The organism is Methylocaldum szegediense (genome assembly GCF_949769195.1).
GTDB lineage: Bacteria > Pseudomonadota > Gammaproteobacteria > Methylococcales > Methylococcaceae > Methylocaldum > Methylocaldum szegediense.
Window position 1 is genome coordinate 1,629,783 of sequence record NZ_OX458333.1, and the last position, 19,025, is coordinate 1,648,807.

The window sequence follows — 19,025 nt, forward strand, 5'->3', positions numbered from 1 at the left end:
TCATGTCAAAGTTCACGCATTTAATCGTTCTTAGTGCTGTTCTGACCGCGTCTTCGGCTTATGCGGCAAAGGAGCAGGAAATCGTAGAACACAACTTATTGATGGATCACGGCGATGGCCATCTCATGGACATGGATGGCGGTATGGTGATGGGCCAGAACAAGGACAAACTGCCTGCAGGCTGCGATAAGATCAGCGAAGACGTGGAAATCACCGTACGGGCCGGCCATAAATATTCAAAGAAATTCCCCGGCACCATGTTCGCTTTCGACCAGCAGGAGTGGCGCGTCAAGCCCTGTACTCGTCTCACCGTACATTTCATCAACGAGGACAATATTCGCCATCAGTGGATGATGCATGGTCTGCCGAAGTTTATGTATGACAAGGGCATGTTCCACTTGGAAGTGACTGGCCCCGGCAAGATAAGCGGAACGCTGATACTGCCCAAGGAAGACAAGACCTATCTTGTGCACTGCGACATTGCTCAACATATGGAGAAAGGAATGAAAGGACAACTGGTCGTGGGTAAAGGTAGCGGTACGTTCCCCAGCATTCCCGGTCTAACCGATTTCGCCGTCCCCGATAATTACGCACCGATGGAGACGGTAGCGGCTACATCCGTACAACCGGTGGCGTCAGCTCAGCCAGCGGTCAACCAACCGTCAACTACACCTGAGCCCCAGTCAAACACCGGTATATTTCTTATCGGCCTAGCACTCGGCTTGTTCGGCACACCATTTGCCGTCAGCAATTTCAGACAGCGTTTCAAAGGAATGAGCTCGAAAGACGTTGTCCTCTACGGAGCCAATCTCGGCAAGAGCTTGTTTGATCAAGCGGTCCATTTCATCGTCTCCACCTACCGCAGCTTTAAAAAGTAAGAAGCGGACCGCAGTCCCCGTTGCGAGGTTCTCTTTCAGGTTAGAAGAGAACCTCGCAAACAGGTAGAGTTCTCTCGCCTTCTCCTTCCAAAGCGCAAAGCTATTGGTTTTAGCCCTTGGGCCGCATCGGCTTCGTTCATCGACAGCTGGCTTGCTTTAGCTTCTAATATCGCGGTTGCGATGGCGTAGCGCCTCCAGAAAATTTTTCAGACACGCCTAATTGATCACCCGCGGCAAGAAGCTGTGTTCGTCCGGTTCCACATCCGATAGTCCACGATCGTACCAGTGCTGGTCAGTTTCCCCGTCGATGCCATCAATTATCGGGGTGGACAAACGCCCTCCTCCGGCACACCCAACTAGCGCGCCCTATACACCCGTCGGCGATTTTCCGTATCCATCGCTCCCGAGCGGCATCGACATCACTAGTCTCGCCGATAGCATGCCGACTCGATAACGCTCCTACACGCTCGGCAACAAGCGATGCAGCACCACCGCCGTATATCGCCGAGGTGCCAGCGGAGACAGTCATTTGTTGGATATTTCCGTTAATTGAAGTGATTTTCATTGACACCTCTGATGTTTTAGTCCTGGAAGCCCTCCAGAACCTTAAGGGTTTTAGCCTTCACTGCGGCGGTGTGTCCCGTTTTTGCCAGCGTCACGCATGCACGGACGAAACCTGCTCCGATGAGCCTGGTGCCGCACGTGGCTGGCTGTTTTTGCAATAGTCCCACGAAGAGGTCAAGCGCTGACTCCGACACCTTCCAGTCATCACGGAGTCTTGCATGCGAGGCATTCAGCCACTCGCCGAAGTCCTCTGCCGATATGTCGGAACCGCTCCACTTGCGCAGCCGGGAGAGCAATGGTGAGGTCATTAATATCGAGCTGAAGCAAACCGCGTAATTTTCTCAAAACTGCAACGTCCAAGGACGCTCTACTCCGCGCCATCGGAAACTCCGAGCGGATCAGGAGATTCACCGGAGCTATGACGCCAACCGGGCGATAGCGAATTTCTTCGACAAGGCAGTCATCCATGCCGGCTTGCAGCCGCTCCCGAGTTCGGCCTTTCCGTGTGCGAAAAGCCGAACCCGAGACCGCCGCACGGCGCTGCTAGGTCACCGATACTCCGGCCTGCGCCAACGCGGACTGTTCGTGCCAGTACCGTACTTGCCTCAGATGATCGTCTTCCTCGGCTAATGCCGTCCGAAAATCGGTCGCCATTTCGTCGAGGCCCAACTCGCCCGCCAGCCGGATCAGCATTTCCCAGCCCGCGTGATCTACCAGTTCGGCGGTAAGCATCGCTTCCAACGACTGATCTACAGAGGTGCGCGGATCGCTCAAAACCTTGAGCACCCCACTTGACGCGACCGCGCTAACATCCGCCCCGGGCGTCTGAGTCGTCGGATCGGCGCCTAACGATTCCAGTGCCTTGGCCACCAGCTTGAAATGCTCGGCCTCTTCACGCCGAAAACGTTTGAGCGTGTCGATGGAAACCGGCGAACCGACCTCCGCAGCGGTTTCACACTTGTTAATGAGATAGTCATAAAGGCGTGTACCGGTACGCTCGAATGCCAAGCGTTCGCCCAGTTTATCGATCAGGACCTCCGGATGTTTGCCGGTCAGTTTCTGGAGAGTTGCCTGAGCCATTCCCTTCAGCGTACCCGGTGCCGGCACCGAACCGATGGGTTCCGATTCCCGAATGTAGGTGCTATCGAGCGCTGCAAGCGCCGATTCGTCGCCGGACGAACTCGGCGGGACCGATTGTGCTGCATCGATCATCCGCTGGCTGTCTGCCGGTGACATGGCGATGCCGGTACGATTCTTGGTGCTCATCTCCACTGATTTTTCCATAGTTCCACTCCTCCTGCGGTTTCTTGCGGTTCAGGCGACCCTTCGATTCAGCTCGGTGCCGGGAGACCACTGGTATCCCGCCGCCACCGTTTGTGAAGGCGACCCTTCCGAATTCATCTGGCGCCGGTATTCCAAGGACGCGGCGTCCTCCTGGGCCTTGTCGACGAATTGCGTACCCCGCGTGCGCAAATCGAGTTCTTGGTCGAGTACCTTGCGTACGAACTCGCGGTTGCTCTTGAATGGGATCGGATCCGGAAGCGTGTCTGAAATCACCTCGGCCGGATCCCGTCTTTCATACGTCTTGAACAGTTCCGACACATAGGCGAAGTGTCCAAGCTCATAATCCAGGAAACGCTCCCAGATCGCTTTGATACGCGGATTGGATTCCTGTTCCACGCAGCTGTAGTAGTTATAGGCTTCGGTCGCTTCGTGCAATAACCATTTTTCGAGCCAGGCTTCGGTCGGATCGATGATCGACTCATATTGGGTGACATGTTGCTCCTCGATCGAGGCGATTTCCGCGTACAGCTGCCGCGCGACCGGATCCGCATAGGTGGGTCCGATGTTGGCGTAGAAATCATGGGTTTGATATTCCGCAGCCATGATCGTAGTGGCGTGCAGCTTGCTGATCGCGGCGGCCTTGGTTCGATCGTAGTGCTCGCGCAAATCGTTCTCCGGCGCTCGATGCTCGTCCACGGTCGGCCTTCCCGGAATGATGTCCGTGTGGGACTGCAAAATGTTGTTCGCGTCCTTGCCCTCGAGCCTATCGAGCAGCGCCGCATAGCGGTAAAGGTGGTCGAAATCTTCCAGTAACCCGAAGCGGTAAACCTGAGCCAAATAGCTGTCGGGCTCGTTCTGCGCAACGGCTGCCGTTACTTCGACCGCGACTTGCTCGTAGGCGATCGTTGTCTCCAACGGCGAATGATCCGCGGAGATGAGCCAATTGACAGTTGTCTGCTGATGCTGTTCCGTGCGCCTGACCTTTGCCAAGGGTACCTGTAAGTCTTTGTTCATGCGTGCGCACATATGCTGAAAACGTAGCGCCTCGGTTTCTAATCCGTTCATAAGGATGATCCTGACCCGAGTGAATGCCTCGTCATCAAGCTTGCTGATGGGCTTCTGAACAATGTCTTTCCATGTGAACTTCTGCTTTTCAAGGGGAACTCCCCTCGAATCGAAAAGTTTTACGGCCATAACGCCTCCTGTCCAAATGTAGGTAGGTCCGTACTGAAGTATGGCGTTTCGTTTTCGAAACACTCTTGAGTATGACTGTGGTGAAATGAACGGATTCAGGCGTTTGTCCTACGTGTATTCACCTACCGGGAACGACCGACCGCTCGTTTTCGGCTGTTGAAAAGCTTATCTGTGTGGGCCGTCCGCTCTGCACCTGGCTGCTTCGGCTACCGATCCTCCGGCAGCCTGTTACCAAAGCTTCCCTCGGGTATAGGCCAACTCCTCGCCTGGCCACGTTGCACCCATCAAAAGTTCCACCACCCGCTACCTGACCGTAGCGAATTGGACCGGGTACCTGTAAACTGGCACGCCCGGGAGGAGGGGTGGCGCTTTCTTGCGCCTTAGGAGCAACGAGGAAGCTTGCTGGTGGATCCATAGGATCGACCAGACGATTAGGCAGACATTTTTGTGCGGCAGTTCGAGAACCGAGGCGCTAAAGATTTAGGGGATCAACTATGAAAAAAGCCGGGTTGATCGCTGTGGGATTGCTCGCAGCAATATTTTGGGGCGATGTACTGCTGGATGCTTTTGTTACGGCGGTCGAACTTTTGCTCGAGACCGTCGAATTGATTACCGAGCATGCCCTGGAGGCTCTCCTTGCCCTCACCCCGTACGAAGCCCAAGCGGTTACCGCATGGCTCGGGCTCGGAATCCTAATCGTCGTTCTTTTTTTCGCATTCAAGAAGCTGAATTTGGTCTATCAGCGCGCCAAGTCGTTTTTTCCCGTTTGGTGGCAAGCTCAAAGAGAGCGGGTCCGGTTCAGCTGGACCGGAATAACCTGGCAGCTCGCTCTGACAGGAATAACACTGATGCTCCTGCTCCTTTACTTTTAGGGCATTTTCATCCCGCTGTTCTGAGCAGCCAAGGCGATCACCCATCGGGTTCGACCGCCGCCGCGATACGTGATACTGCTCCAGCGGGATAATCGACTGGTGGGCTCAGAATTTTCGACCGTCTGCGCAGGTACGGGCAGCCGCGAATGGTGCCTCACGGCCACTTCAGGCTCCCGCTGCGCGGCTGGCCTTCCTGCGCTCGTGCTCCAGGAGCAGCTTTTTTCTAAGGCGGATCGATTTCGGCGTCACTTCCACCAGTTCATCGTCATCGATGAATTCCAGAGCCTGTTCCAGGGTCAGCTTGATGGGCGGAGTCAAGATAATGTTCTCGTCGCTGCCCGCGGCACGGATGTTGGTCAGCTGCTTGGCCTTGGTGGGGTTCACCACTAGATCGTTGTCGCGGGAATGGATGCCGATAATCATGCCCTCGTAGACTTCCGTGCCGTGTTCGATGAACAGCCGTCCGCGCTCCTGCAGGTTGAACAGCGCATAGCCCAAGGACTTGCCCGTCACCATGGAAATCATTACGCCATTGGTACGCTGTCCGATCTCGCCCTTCTTGACCGAACCATAATGGTCGAAGACATGATATAGAAGCCCAGTGCCCGAGGTGGCGGTCATGAACTCGGTCTGAAAACCGATGAGCCCGCGTGACGGGATCATGTATTCCAGCCTTACCCTGCCCTGCCCATCCGGCATCATGTTCAGAAGATCGCCTTTGCGCTCGCCCAGTTTCTCCATCACGGTGCCCTGATTCGCTTCCTCCACCTCGATGGTAACGAATTCATAAGGTTCGCAGAGTTCGCCGTCGATTTCCTTGATGATGACCTCGGGACGCGACACCCCAAGTTCATAGCCTTCGCGCCGCATGTTTTCGATCAGAATGGAGAGATGCAGTTCGCCGCGTCCTGAAACTTTAAATTTGTCCGGATCCGACGTCTCTTCCACACGCAAGGCGACGTTGTGCAGCGTCTCGCGCTGCAAGCGTTCACGAATTTGGCGCGACGTGACAAATTTGCCCTCCTTGCCCGCAAAAGGCGAGTTGTTGACCTGGAAGGTCATGCTGACCGTAGGCTCGTCCACGGCTAAAGGCGGCAGCGGCTCGACGCAGTCGACGGCACACACGGTATCGGAGATTTCCAGAGCATCGATGCCGGTGAAGGCGATGATGTCGCCGGCATTGGCCTCGGGCACCTCGATCCGCTCCAGCCCCTTGAACCCGAATACCTGCAGGATGCGCGCGTTGCGCTGCCGGCCATCGCGGCTGACGACGGTCACTGGGGTATTGGTCCTGATCGTACCGCGCTGAATACGGCCGATCCCGATCACGCCGACATAGGAATTGTAATCCAGCTGACTGATCTGCATCCGGAAGGCACCCTCCGTGTCGACCACGGGTGGCTGCACCTTGTCGATGATGGTTTGGAACAGGGGGTCCATATTGCCTTCCCGGATTTCCGGGCTGAAACCCGCGTAGCCGTGCAGAGCCGAGGTGTAAACCACCGGAAAATCCAGCTGTTCCTCAGTCGCTCCCAGCCGGTCGAACAGATCGAAAGTCTGGTCCAGCACCCAGTTGGGACGGGCACCGGGGCGGTCGATCTTGTTGATAACCACGATGGGCTTTAAGCCCAAAGCGAATGCCTTTTGCGTCACGAAACGGGTCTGCGGCATGGGTCCGTCGACCGCATCGACCAGCAGCAGCACCGAATCCACCATGGACAACACACGCTCCACTTCGCCACCGAAATCGGCGTGTCCCGGGGTGTCGACGATATTGATGTGATAACCCTTCCAATCGATAGCGGTATTCTTGGCCAGGATGGTAATCCCGCGCTCCCTTTCCAGGGCATTCGAGTCCATGACCCGTTCTTCCACTTTTTCGTGCGCGGCGAACGTGCCGGATTGCTGGAGTAGCTTATCGACCAGCGTGGTCTTGCCGTGGTCTACGTGGGCGACGATGGCGATATTGCGTAGTTTTTCGACCATAAATCTGGAAAGGCAGATAAACGCGGGGGAGCTAAGTAAAACTCGCTATTTTACCAGATTAGCGGCTTTCTCAGTTCCGAGCGACGTTTTTCCACATAATGCTGGAGTTGCGACCACTAGCCCCGTCCAGTTTGCGCTACGTGGGACATTACGTCGGATAAGGAAACAAACAAATACTAGATAGGGTGCTTTTCAGTTTGATAGCTTGAGTGAGCCCGGGAAGCCGGCGGCTTGCGACGATCTCCGCGGTTCCGTCGTCACCGGAGCCGACTAGGCCAAGACGGCGGTCATCGGGCGGGACGCAAAAAAATTCCCGATATCCCTTCTTCGTTCAGCGTCAACTGATCGCATGCCCAGCAGCGTTCGCGTCGGCGATGCGCCTCCCGGAAGCGGGCTTTCCCCAGCTCCGAGGGGCGTATCGTATGGAAAGTCGGGCTCCCTCCCCTCTCAGCTCTGCTCCCAGGGAAGGCCGTGATAACGCCATCCGCCCACGCTGCTCCGGTGCTTGTGCTCGTCCAGAGGACCCTCGAAGCCTTGTTCGATATTTGTCACATCCGAGTAACCGGCACTCGCTAGCACCTTCGCGGCTTCAAGCGAGCGCTGTCCGCTACGGCACAGAACGAACAGCGGCGTATCGGCATTCGGAACGGCTTGGCGGACGCGCTCGACGAAATCCGGGTCGGGTTTCCAGTCCGGAGCTCTTTTCCACGGAATATTGACCGCGCCACGAGGATGCCCCACGTAGGAAAACTCCAAGGGATCGCGGACATCCAAGAGCACAGCTTCAGTTCTTTTTTGGAGAACATCCCACGCTTCGGGCGGCGTGAGGCTTTTTACGGTTGACATCGATTCACTCCTTCTGGTTCAAACGGACCGGACACACGTCTCGAAATCCACTATGTCTTCCGGCCTACGAAAAAAGCCTGGTTGCGGGCGCCACGAGCGGGATCGCCGATTTGCCCCTCTTCTCGATAAAACACCAGCCTGAGACTTGAGAACAAGCGCAGCAATTCATTCGTATCGAGCAGGAAAGCCGGGTTTGTCGGCCCGACCTCCGCTACCTTTTCACGCGTGTAAGTCTGATAAAACAGTAAGCCGCCGGGCTTCAATGCCGCACTGATGGCAGGCGCCAAGGATCGTTCCAGAAAACGGCTGACGACGATGACATCGAACGATTCCTCCACCGGTGGGCATTCCATGACGTCCCGAATCTCGCTGCGAAGAGCCACACCAAGCCGCCGGGCATAAGCGTTCAAACGGCGGATCGCTTCCGGAGAAATATCCCAGGCATGGGTGTCCAGCCCTTGCTGCGCCAAGAATAGTGCGTTTCCACCCAGCCCACAGGCAAAATCCAAGGCAATCCCGGCAGCCGGAAGAAGATGGGCGTTGTCCGCCAGGACCGGCGCCGGTTCCGGAATTGCATCACCCGTTTCGCGGTAGATGCGGTCCCATTTATTGCGAATCGCTGCTCCGCCTTCGTTCATACAAGCGATTAAAACGGTGGTTCGGTCGCCTGAAAGATTTGTTCGACCGTGGGGATCAGTTTCTTGTCGAGCAGGAACATGATGACATGATCACCCTCCTCGATCACCGTGTCATGGTGAACCTGGATCACTTCGTCGCCCCGAACAAGCGCACCCATGACCACGCCTGGCGGAATCTTGATCTTATTGATGGGAATGCCAACCACCTTCGAACTGCCCCGCCTCCCGTGAGCGACCGCCTCAATCGCTTCCGACGCACCGTGCCGTAGCGAGTGGACCTGAACGATGTCACCACGCCGAACGTAACGCAGTAAAGCACTGATCGTCGCTTGCTGCGGGGACAGGACCAGATCTACGAGCGAAGAATCGACGAGGTCTGCATAGGCGCTCTTGTTCACCAGGCTGATCACCCGGCGGGCGCCTAGGCGTTTGGCCAGCATGGCCGACAAGATATTCGCCTCGTCGTCGTTGGTAATGGCGCAGAAAATGTCAGTGTTCTCGATATTCTCGCTGAGCAGAAGTTCCTTATCCGAAGCATCGCCGGCCAAGACCACGGTATTGCTCAGGTCGGCGGCGATCTTCTGGGCTCGCTTATAGTCTTTTTCGATCAGCTTGACCTGATAACGTCCTTCCAGCGCCTGAGCCACACGCTTGCCAATATGTCCACCGCCGGCGAACATCAATCGCTTGTAAGGTCGTTCGAGCTCCCTGAGTTCGCTCATAACCGCTTTGATTTCCTCGGACGAGGCGGCGAAGAAGACCTCGTCACCCGACTGAATGATCGTCTTCCCGTTGGGAATGACCGGCTGGCCGTTGCGAAAGATCGCCGTGATGCGCGCGTGCACATTGGGCATGTGCTGATGAAGTTCGCGAATCTCCCGGCCGACCAGAGGCCCTCCCTGATGAGCCTTGACCGACACCATCCGGACCCGCCCTTCGGCAAAATCCAGCACCTGGGAAGCTCCCGGATATTCGAGCAGCCTCTGGATGAACTGGGTGATGATCTGCTCCGGGCTGATGACCACATCGATCGGAATGGTTTCGGGCGAAAAAATGCCGGGATAGCTGAAATATTCGATGGCGCGGACGCGGGCGATTTTTCGCGGAACCTTGAACAGAATATCCGCCATCAAACAGGCCAGCATATTGGTTTCATCATCGCTGGTCACAGCAATGAGCATATCGGCCTCATCCGCCCCGGCGCGCTTCAACACCGTGGGATGCGCCGCATTGCCCTGAACCGTGCCGATGTCGAAGCGGTCCTGCAAGTCCTTCAATATGGCCGGCTGCGTGTCGACCATGACGATATCGTTCGCCTCGCTGGCCAGGCTGGCGAGCACGCTGCTTCCAACCTGCCCGGCGCCTAGGATGATGATTTTCATTATCGAGAGCAGGAACTGAGACGACGAAAACGGTTAGCGGCAAACGCGAGAACCACCGAGGCTACCGCTTTTCTCGAAATTTGATCCCCAAAGCATTGAGCTTCCGATACAGGTGGGTGCGTTCGAGACCGATCGCATGAGAAAGGCGGGCAACGCTTCCGCTGTATTTTTCCAGGTGATATTCGAGATATGCCTTTTCGAACCTTTCGCGCGCCTCCTTGAGCGGCAGGTCGTAAAAATCGGGTTGGCCGGCAACCGCGTCGGCTTCTCCCAAGGACTCGCCCAGAGCGGCTTTCACTTCGTCCAGCTCGACCTCGTCCCCGCTACCCAGGATCAACAGGCGTTGCACGAGGTTCTTGAGCTCGCGAATGTTGCCATGCCACGGATAGTGCCGCAAAAAATTCTGAACCGGCACGGGAAACTTTCGGAATGGAAGTTTCTCCCGGCTCACGAAATAATCCACATAGAACCGCAGCAGCTCCGGTATGTCCTCGCTATGTTCGCGCAAGGGTGGAACCTTGAGCGTGACGATGTTCAAAAGATAATAGAGCTCACGCCGAAAACGGCCGGCCCGAACTTCTTCCTCCAGCGACTTCCGGGTCGACGCGATGATGCGCACGTCCACGGTGATCAGCTCACTCCCGCCGACCCGCGAAAACGAGCTCGACTCCAAGGCGCTGAGAAGGCGCAACTGGGTTTCACCTTCCATGTCGGCCACTTCGTCCAGGAATAGCGTTCCGCCGTGCGCCTGCTCCAGCAATCCGTAGTGAATCCGGCCATCTTCCACCCGGCCGAAAAACTCCTCCGCGGAGTACTGCGGTGCGATCGTACCCACCCCCACGTCTATGAAAGGACCGTCGCGCCGCGGGCTGTTGGCATGTAGATAACGAGCTAGGGTTTCCTTTCCGGTGCCTGGTTCGCCCACGAACAGCACCCGCGCATCATGCTGAGCCAGACGCTTGATTTGGTCGCGCAAACGCTCCATGGCCGCGCTCTTGCCGACCGGTTCAATCGGGATGTCGACGCGCCGCTTTAGCCCGATGTTTTCCCGCTTGAGTCTGGCGTTTTCCAGTGCCCGGTCTACGGTAACCAGCAGCTTGGCCATCGACAGCGGTTTTTCGAGAAAATCGTAAGCCCCGAGCCGCGTGGCTTCGACCGCCGTCTCGACCGTCGCGTGGCCGGACATCATGATGACGGGGCACAACTGGTCTTCCTGAAGCCATTCTTTCAGTAAGGTGATGCCGTCCTCGTCCGGCATCCAGATATCCAGCAATATCAGGTCCGGCATGCGCTCCGCCCTGCACTTGCGCGCGGCGCTCGCGTTTTCGGCTACGGCAACCTGATACCCCTCGTCTTCCAGAATTTCCTGAAGCAGTTGGCGGATGTCCGGCTCGTCGTCCACCACCAGAATGTTCGCTTTGACCACCTCTCAAACCTCCACCGCCATCCCGTGCGCCGCCGTCGATTCGGTCGCTATGGGTAGTCGTATGAGGAAGCGCGCGCCTTCGCCGCGCTCCGAAATCAGCCGTATGGTTCCGCCATGTTCCTCGACGATCTTCTTCACAATTGCCAATCCCAATCCGGTACCTTTCGATTTGGTCGTCACATAAGGCTCGAAAATCCGGTCGGCTTGCTCGGGTGGAATACCGGGACCCGAGTCGTGCAGCTCGATTTCCACGTAGCAGTGGCGGTTTTCTTCGACCTTTCGCGTCTTGATGTTCATTTTACCCAACACACCAGGGGCAATGGCCTCCTGAGCGTTCTTGATCATATTGTGCAGAACCTGCCGGATTCTGACGGGGTCTACATAAATCGGAGGCAAGGCCGGCACCAGATCGAGCTCGAATTCCAAACCGGATTGAGGCGGATAAAGCGCCACTACCTCCTCGATGAGCATGTCGATATCGATACGCTGCAATTGAATGATCGACGGCTTGGCGTACTCCGAGAAAGCATTGACCATCGTTTTCATTGCCTCGACCTGTTGCACGATGGTCCGGGTGGCGCGGTCCAGCACCTCGGCTTCTGCCGTTTCCAAGCTCTTCGACAGCTTGTGCTTGAGACGTTCGGCCGAAAGTTGAATCGGCGTGAGTGGATTCTTGATCTCGTGCGCCAAACGTCGAGCCACTTCACTCCACGCGGCCTGACGCTGAGCCTGGATCAGCGCAGTCACATCGTCGAACACTACGACGGCGCCTTGTGATTCACCGTCCGGACCGAACAGCGGCGTTCCCCGGCACAATAATTCCTGGCGACCTTTTGGCCCAACAAAGGGAATTTCTTCGCGCCAGATGCTTTTCTCTTTTTCCAGCCTGTTTCCCACGATCTGCATCAAATCGGTTAGATGCGGCTGTGCTTTCGTCAACTCATCGATCGTCGCGCCGACGCTCTTGTCGAGCTCGGCGTGAAGAATGGCGTTTGCCGCTTGATTGGCGGTCAGTAATCTCATCGATCCGTCGAAGCTCAACACGCCGGAAGATAGATTAGCCAATACGGTTTCCAGATAAGCGCGCTGGCGTTCCACCTCCTGCCGGGAGTGCTGCGCCTCGTCCCGCGCCTGGGCGATTTTCTGCGTCATCGCGTTGAACGACTCCACCAAGAAGCCGAGTTCGTCCTTGCGTCTCACCGGCAAGCGCTTCTCGTAATTGCCTTGAGCCACGGCTCTCGTGCCTTGGGCGAGATAGCGGACTGGGGCGACGATGCGGCGAATGCTGAGAAAAGCCGACCACATGGCCGCCAAGAGACTCAAAAGCAGCACCAACGACAGAGTCAGCGAAAATGTCAGCTTCAAGGATCCGCGCAGAAAGGTAAGCTCTTTGTAATGAACATACGCGTCCTCCACGGTTTTCGCGAGATCCGCCACACGCAAAGGCACTGGGTAAATGCCTTGCAGGTATTGCGCATCGTCTCCGGCAACGGACACAACCGCCCTGATCTGCAAGCCGTTGCCAACGTCGGATTCGAGCCCCACGTAGGATTTACCCTGCTTGACTTGGAGTAGGACGGCGGTTTCCGGAAAATCCGGAATGATTCTTCCGGTTTGGCTCCCGATAAACGCGATGATGCGTCCTTGCTTGGAAAAAACCGTTAGCTCTCCCTCTTCCGCATGACTGCGCAGTTCCGCCAAACGTATCGGCACCAGCCCTTCCGGCGACCCTTCCAAGCGTTGGGCCATCTGTTCGGTCTGCTTCAAAACGGCGCGCATACGTTCGTCCAAAGCCGCCTGCCCCAATTGCAGAGCGTCCTCCATGGCCTGGTCGATGCGAACGTCGAACCAACTGTCGATACTCTGCTGAAGGAACTGCATGGAGTAATGAAACACGATGGTGGCCGGGGCCAAGCTCAGCAGCGTGAACAAAAAGACCATGCGCAGCGTGAGATTGTAACCGGCCGCTTTCCGCTTCAACTGCTTCAGCAGCCAATAGACATTGGCACCCACCAACCCCAAGAGCAGCACCGATCCCAGCGAGTTGATCAAGACCAGCCAGGAATACATTTTTCCGAGCTGGGAGGCGTCTTGGGTCGCGGTGCTCATAAGATGAAGCGACACCAGAAGTGCCGAAAACAGCACCAGGATCGTCAGACTCAGCGGCGGTCTCAGTCTGCGACGCGCCATCGGTACCAGGAACTCCCGAGATACCAACTTGGAGAAACGTAGGCGACCGGTCGCAAAGGAAGCGGCAAGGACTCTATATCCAGATTCACCGACAGGCTCGCGTCGTATCGATTGCCCTTGACGATGCGATCGCTTGACAAAGCGAACCAGCCCCTGACCGCCCCCATAGCTTCCAGCAGAGCCCTCAGGCTCGCAAAGCTCTCAGTGTTTCCGCCATCGTGGATGATCTGGAACGACCTGCCCAGGGGATGATACAGAATCCGGAACCTACGGCTTTCGCTTAGGATCGTCTCATCCAGCCAGTAATGGCGGTGACGTTTGATCTTCAGCCGCATGACGAGCGTTAAAGGCACTCCGTGCTTTAGGGCTTCGAGGGCGGACTCGCTGAAACGATAATCGATATCCGCATTCAACGTGTAAATTTGCCCGGACGGTACGAACTCGGCGCGTATGATGCGGAACCCGTAATCCGCGCAAACGGCATCGAAGGCCAACAACAGGCCGACAAGAAAGCCCCATTGACGCAAACGGTGGAGCACTATCAGATTTTCGCTATACGAGCATAATAAAAACCGTCCATCCCCTGGTCTCCGGTCAATATCTGACGGCCATGGCTGACGGCCTCCCCCCACGTCGCCTTGATCGGCACATCCAACGCATCAGAGTGGGTCTTAAGAAACTCGGCGATTCTCGCTTCATTTTCCTGACGTAAAACGGAACACGTCACGTAAAGCAGTCTTCCGCCGGGCGCCAACAGCGGCCAGACGGCATCCAAAATTCGCCGCTGCAGGTCTTGCAATCCGACAAGGTCGTCGGGCGTACGCAATACCTTGATATCCGGATGGCGGCGTATCACTCCGGTGGCGGAACAGGGCGCATCCAACAAAATCCGATCGAAGGCCCGACCGTCCCACCATGCGCTAGGATTTGTCGCATCGGCAGTTAGCACTTTGGCAGTCAGACCGGCGCGCGCGAGGTTGTCGTGAATCCTCACGACCCGCTCCGGAGAGACGTCGACCGCGACGACTTCTTTCAAATCGGGACAAGCTTCGAGAATATGCATCAATTTGCCGCCCGGAGCCGCACAAACGTCGAGCACACGCAAACCGGACTCCAGCTCCAGCAACGGTGCAGCTAATTGAGCGGCAGCATCCTGCACAGATACCCAACCTTTCGCGAAACCCGGCAGATTCTCGACCGGCACCGGGCTTTCCAAAACCACGGCCGTATCGCCTATCGGAGAAGCATAGGCCGAAATGCCTGCCCGGGCCAATTGATCCAGATAGGCAGCCCGCGTGATCGTCCGGCAGTTCACCCGCACAACCATGGGTGGTGCCAGATTGTTTTGCCGCAGAATCTCTGCATAACGGTCCGGCCAGTCCTGCTGTAACGCAGAAACCAACCATTCCGGATGAGCTTCCGCGATCGCCTCCCTTTCCGCTGACCGGGCTTCCAGCGTCGCTTGTTCCCGCAGATAACTACGCAAAATCCCGTTCAGAAACGGCTTCGCCCACGATTTTCGTCTTGCCGCCGATACCGTCTCGGTCACCGCAGCGTAGGGCTTCACCCGCATGTACTTCAGCTGATACAGACCGAGCATCGCCAGCATCCGGATGTCGAGATCCTTGACTGGCTTTCGAGTCAGCAGCGCGACCAGATAATCCAGCCGCCAGTACCAGCGCATGACGCCGTAGCATAGCGCTTGTACAAACGCACGGTCGTTTTCCCGAGGAATCTTGGGCAGGGTGGATTCGAGCGCCTGGTTAAGGGTTTTCCGTTCTCCGACAACCTGAACGAGCACATCGGCCGCGAGTGCACGTGAATTCAACTCCATCAGCCCAAGCGTTCCAATTTGACTGGATGAGCGTTCAAGAACGCCTGCGCCGACATCCGCTTCCCACCTGGAAGCTGCACTTCCAGTAGCCGTAGCACACCCTGGCCGGTCGCGACATCCAGCGTCCGATCGCGTTCCAGAAGCGTTCCAGGCTCGGCCGATGCTGGCTCATCCAGGCTTTCCGCCCGCCAAATTCGTAAGGTCTGCCCGCGGTAAGAGGTTTCGGCTACGGGCCAAGGATTGAACGCTCTGACGCGGCGTTCCAGCTCTACAGCCGGCATGTTCCAATCCAGACGCGCCTCATGCTTTTCGAGCTTCGCCGCATAGGTGACTTGGGTTTCATCCTGAACCTCCAGCCTCACCGTCCCGGCCTCGATCGCAGGCAATACCTCCGCCAGCGCTTCCGCACCGAGCCGAGCCAAGCGATCGTGCAGTTCTCCGGCCGTTTCCAAAGGCGCTATTCTGCAGATCTTCTTATGCAACATCGGACCCGCATCCAGCCGTGGTTCCACCTTCATAATGGTAATGCCCGTCGTCTCGTCGCCCGCCAGAATCGCCCGCTGTATGGGTGCGGCCCCTCGCCACCGCGGCAGCAAGGACGCATGGACATTGACGCAACCCAGCCGGGGAATCTCCAAAATCGGTTGGGGCAGGATAAGCCCGTAAGCCACCACCACCATCAAATCTGCTTTGAAAGATCGTAGCCGCTCCTGCTCCTCAGGGTCCTTCAGCGTCACGGGCTGATAAACGGAAACACCGCGCGACTGCGCCACCTCCTTGACCGGGCTCGGCTTGAGTTTCCACCCTCGACCTGCAGGGCGATCGGGTTGGGTATAGACCGCACAAACATCGTGCGGACTCTCCAAAAGCATTTCGAGGGTAGGAACAGCGAACTCCGGCGTACCGGCGAATACGATCTTCATAAGTGGAAACGGTGAATGGCTACGACGCAAGAGCGCGACCTACGCCGTCGCGCAGTTCATAGGCAGGACCCACTCTGCCTGGAGCGAATCCTTCTCCCGGCAAAATCGGGATATCCGGAATCAGACAGCCGCTCGTGCTTTTTTCTGCGGCTGTTGAGAAGCTCTCTGCCGCTGCTCCTTTTTCAGTTTCTTACGGATAAGCTGCCGTTTCAACGGCGAGAGATAATCGACGAACAACTTTCCATCCAGATGATCGATCTCGTGCTGGATGCACACGGCGAGAAGCCCATCGGCTTCCAGCTCAAAAGCGTCGCCATTTCGGTCCAATGCGCGAACCTTGACCGTTTCGGCTCGGGTTACCTTTTCAAAAACACCGGGGACCGATAGGCAGCCCTCGTCCATTTCCTCGCTTCCACTCTTCTCCACGATCTCGGGATTGATCAGGCAGACCGGGTTGTTCTTCTCCTCGGACACATCGATGACCACGATGCGTTTTTGGACATTAACCTGCGTTGCGGCAAGACCCACGCCGGGAGCCGCATACATCGTTTCGAACATGTCGTCCACCAGGCGCTTGATCGACTCGTCGACCTCTGCTACGGGAGCCGCCTTCTTGCGGAGCCGGTCATCGGGAAATTCGAGAATGGTTAAGATGGCCATAACAATAATTGTGGACGCAAAATGCGTAAGTCCAATTCAATGGAATTCTAACGAAATTCAACTAGACTTTGAACGCCGTCCATTAAGACTCGGTTCCTTTTTGAAAGTTGCACACACCCTATCGCAAACCGGGGCGTGCAGCGGGTCCGGCACTTCCCCACGCGAAAACGGTGGCGTACGCATGCGGCGAGCAGGAGAAAAGATGACGCTTCGAAGCTTTATGAGTATTGGTTTATCGTTCGTCGTCGGTACGGCGTTGGCCGATCATATTCAGCTCAATCCCGATCATCCCGACCGTTACACTGTAGTGCGGGGCGACACGCTCTGGGACATTTCTGGCAGATTCCTGAGCAAGCCGTGGCAATGGCCGGAGATTTGGCACAACAACCCGCACATCCAGAACCCCCATCTGATTTATCCTGGCGACGTGATTGCCCTGAGTTACGTGAACGGCGAGCCGCGCCTGCAAGTCGAGACGCCGTCCGAGGTTCGTCTGAGCCCGGAAGTCCGAGTCAGCCCTATCGAGCGAGCCATACCCGTCATCCCGATGGACGCGATTCGCCAATTCCTATCTCGACCTCGCGTGGTCAGTGAACGCGAATTGAGAGAAGCACCATACATCGTGGACTTCGTCGACGAGCATATCGTCGGCGGAAATGGAGACCGGGTATACGTGCGCGCCATCGAGGAAGGAACAACCCAGGCATTCACCGTGTTTCGACCGGGCACGCCATACAGGGACGCCGTCACCGGAGACATTCTCGGTTACGAAGCGGTTTACGTGGCCGACAGCCAACTGGAACGCGCCGGTGATCCAGCGACGCTACTGTTGACCCGCGGCGAGCGCGAAGCAATCATTGGCGACCGGCTCCTGCCGGTCGAGCAAGAAAAAATCCAGCTTCGGTTCGAGCCACATGCGCCCGATCGCCCCATGGAGGCTCACATCATCGGCGTCCTAGACGGCGTCTCGCAGATCGGTCAATACCAGGTCGTGGTGATCGATAAGGGGACTGCCGACGGCATAGAAACCGGCCATGTCCTCGACATCTATCAGAAAGGACGCCCAATACGGGACATCGTTAGCCAAAGACCCGGTGAAACCGTGATGTCACCTCCGGAACACGCCGGCACGCTGATGATCTTCCGGCCGTTTGAGCGCGTCAGCTATGCGCTGATCATGAAAGCAACGCGCGCGATTCACGTCTTGGACCTCGCTGCGAACCCTTGACACCGGGCTCTCCGCCAAACCGCGAAGAACTGCGTTACTGGTTGGCTCTGCACAGAGCGCCTCTTATCGGCAGCAGGCGGTTTTGTGCCATTCTTGCCCACGTTCACTCCCCCAGGGTGCTTTTCGAAACCAAGGCTGCCGATCTGGCCGCCTTGGGTCTCAAGGAACCAACGATCTCGTATCTCTGCCGGCCAGATTGGCAAGCCGTGGAAACTGATCTCCACTGGCTAAGCGCCTCCGGCCATGATTGCCTGATCCTGCACGATCCCCGATACCCACCACTGCTCCGCGAAATCCCCGACCCACCGCCGCTGGTGTTCGTCAGGGGCGATATCTCCGCTCTATCGACTCGTCAGATCGCGGTCGTTGGAAGCCGAAATCCTTCACCATCGGGCCGGCGAATCGCGCGAGACCTCGCCAGAGGTCTGGTTTCCGCCGGTTTCACCATCACCAGCGGACTCGCATTGGGAATCGATGCTGCCGCGCATTCCGGCGCGCTCGAAGCGGACGGTATCACCATAGCCGTAGCGGCCACCGGGCTGGATCGCGTCTATCCGCGTCGACACCAGGAATTGGCGGAGACAATCGTCGAGCGGAGCGGCGCTCTCATATCCGAGTTCCCGACCGGCACCGGTCCCAAAGCAGAACATTTTCCGCGCCGCAACCGCATTATCAGCGGTCTCTCCCTGGGTACCGTGGTCGTCGAGGCAACGTCTCGGTCGGGATCCTTGATCACGGCCCGCTTTGCGGCGGAGCAGGGGCGCGAAGTGTTTGCCGTTCCGGGCTCAATTTACAGCCCGCTCTCTCGAGGATGCAATGAGTTGATAAAAAACGGAGCAAAACTGGTCCAAACGGTCGAAGATATCGTCGAGGAATTCCAGACGCAATCAACCGTCCAAGCCTACGAACCTTCGTTTCAAACCGACTCGGAAACCGATCAGCCCTATATGGAACTCTTGAAATATATTGCGTATGACCCAACCTCTGTGGATACTCTAGTGGCAGCCACAGGAAAAACACCGGAAGTCATCATGTCGATGCTTTTGATGTTGGAACTGCAAGGCCACGTTGCCTCCACCGCCGGAGGACAGTACTTCCGGATCCAGTAAACGTCCTAGCC

17 protein-coding genes are annotated in these 19,025 nt (G+C 56.9%); 4 read left to right on the top strand and 13 right to left on the bottom strand.

Features of this window, described 5'->3' with window-relative positions; all coding sequences use genetic code 11:
* Positions 1-2 precede the first annotated feature (2 nt).
* Positions 3-878, top strand: coding sequence for a cupredoxin domain-containing protein (locus QEN43_RS06915; RefSeq protein ID WP_084161873.1), 876 nt, complete (start codon positions 3-5; stop codon positions 876-878).
* 581 nt (positions 879-1,459) lie between these two features.
* Here QEN43_RS06915 and QEN43_RS06920 read toward each other — a convergent pair.
* From QEN43_RS06920 to QEN43_RS06930, 3 genes are all read right to left on the bottom strand, one after another.
* Complete coding sequence (locus QEN43_RS06920) at positions 1,460-1,750, bottom strand: hypothetical protein (RefSeq protein ID WP_036268214.1); 291 nt, start codon at positions 1,748-1,750, stop codon at positions 1,460-1,462.
* 235 nt (positions 1,751-1,985) lie between these two features.
* On the bottom strand, positions 1,986-2,726 hold the full coding sequence (locus QEN43_RS06925) for a ferritin-like domain-containing protein (protein WP_026610195.1): 741 nt from the start codon (positions 2,724-2,726) through the stop codon (positions 1,986-1,988).
* Between the two features lie 30 nt (positions 2,727-2,756).
* The gene (locus QEN43_RS06930) at positions 2,757-3,920 is read right to left on the bottom strand and encodes a hypothetical protein (protein ID WP_026610194.1); all 1,164 of its coding nucleotides are present in this window, start codon (positions 3,918-3,920) and stop codon (positions 2,757-2,759) included.
* A gap of 494 nt (positions 3,921-4,414) precedes the next feature.
* Between QEN43_RS06930 and QEN43_RS06935 the strand changes: the two genes are divergently transcribed.
* Positions 4,415-4,792: a hypothetical protein gene (locus QEN43_RS06935; RefSeq protein WP_026610193.1), complete on the top strand. Its 378-nt coding sequence runs from the start codon at positions 4,415-4,417 to the stop codon at positions 4,790-4,792.
* Between the two features lie 165 nt (positions 4,793-4,957).
* On the opposite strand, the gene typA is transcribed toward QEN43_RS06935, so the two are convergent.
* The 10 genes from typA to def form a co-directional block, all read right to left on the bottom strand.
* Complete coding sequence (gene typA / locus QEN43_RS06940; protein ID WP_026610192.1) at positions 4,958-6,778, bottom strand: translational GTPase TypA; 1,821 nt, start codon at positions 6,776-6,778, stop codon at positions 4,958-4,960.
* 447 nt (positions 6,779-7,225) lie between these two features.
* On the bottom strand, positions 7,226-7,624 hold the full coding sequence (locus QEN43_RS06945; protein ID WP_026610191.1) for a rhodanese-like domain-containing protein: 399 nt from the start codon (positions 7,622-7,624) through the stop codon (positions 7,226-7,228).
* A 50-nt stretch (positions 7,625-7,674) separates the two neighbouring features.
* The gene (locus tag QEN43_RS06950) at positions 7,675-8,262 is read right to left on the bottom strand and encodes a class I SAM-dependent methyltransferase (RefSeq protein ID WP_026610190.1); all 588 of its coding nucleotides are present in this window, start codon (positions 8,260-8,262) and stop codon (positions 7,675-7,677) included.
* Positions 8,263-8,270: 8 nt separating this feature from the next.
* Entirely contained in the window at positions 8,271-9,644 is a 1,374-nt protein-coding gene (gene trkA / locus QEN43_RS06955; RefSeq protein ID WP_026610189.1) for a Trk system potassium transporter TrkA, read from the bottom strand.
* A 61-nt stretch (positions 9,645-9,705) separates the two neighbouring features.
* Positions 9,706-11,070: a sigma-54-dependent transcriptional regulator gene (locus tag QEN43_RS06960; RefSeq protein ID WP_317963869.1), complete on the bottom strand. Its 1,365-nt coding sequence runs from the start codon at positions 11,068-11,070 to the stop codon at positions 9,706-9,708.
* Positions 11,071-11,073: 3 nt separating this feature from the next.
* On the bottom strand, positions 11,074-13,260 hold the full coding sequence (locus tag QEN43_RS06965) for a sensor histidine kinase (protein WP_051331603.1): 2,187 nt from the start codon (positions 13,258-13,260) through the stop codon (positions 11,074-11,076).
* Positions 13,242-13,799 carry a DUF4390 domain-containing protein gene (locus QEN43_RS06970; RefSeq protein WP_051331602.1) on the bottom strand — a complete coding sequence of 186 codons (558 nt, stop codon included), beginning with the start codon at positions 13,797-13,799 and terminating at the stop codon, positions 13,242-13,244. Before QEN43_RS06970 ends, QEN43_RS06965 begins: the two co-directional genes overlap by 19 nt.
* 2 nt (positions 13,800-13,801) lie before the next feature.
* Positions 13,802-15,094 carry a 16S rRNA (cytosine(967)-C(5))-methyltransferase RsmB gene (rsmB, locus tag QEN43_RS06975; RefSeq protein ID WP_036268212.1) on the bottom strand — a complete coding sequence of 431 codons (1,293 nt, stop codon included), beginning with the start codon at positions 15,092-15,094 and terminating at the stop codon, positions 13,802-13,804.
* Positions 15,094-16,017, bottom strand: a complete 924-nt coding sequence (fmt, locus tag QEN43_RS06980; protein WP_317963870.1) for a methionyl-tRNA formyltransferase — start codon at positions 16,015-16,017, stop codon at positions 15,094-15,096. The genes rsmB and fmt overlap by 1 nt, the downstream gene beginning before the upstream one ends.
* A gap of 120 nt (positions 16,018-16,137) precedes the next feature.
* Entirely contained in the window at positions 16,138-16,677 is a 540-nt protein-coding gene (gene def, locus QEN43_RS06985; protein ID WP_026610185.1) for a peptide deformylase, read from the bottom strand.
* 202 nt (positions 16,678-16,879) lie between these two features.
* Between def and QEN43_RS06990 the strand changes: the two genes are divergently transcribed.
* Together QEN43_RS06990 and dprA are read left to right on the top strand one after the other, a co-directional pair.
* A complete protein-coding gene (locus QEN43_RS06990; protein ID WP_026610184.1) occupies positions 16,880-17,905 on the top strand; it encodes a LysM peptidoglycan-binding domain-containing protein in 1,026 nt (341 codons plus the stop codon).
* A complete protein-coding gene (dprA, locus tag QEN43_RS06995) occupies positions 17,902-19,014 on the top strand; it encodes a DNA-processing protein DprA (RefSeq protein WP_036268210.1) in 1,113 nt (370 codons plus the stop codon). The genes QEN43_RS06990 and dprA overlap by 4 nt, the downstream gene beginning before the upstream one ends.
* The last annotated feature ends 11 nt before the right edge of the window (positions 19,015-19,025 follow it).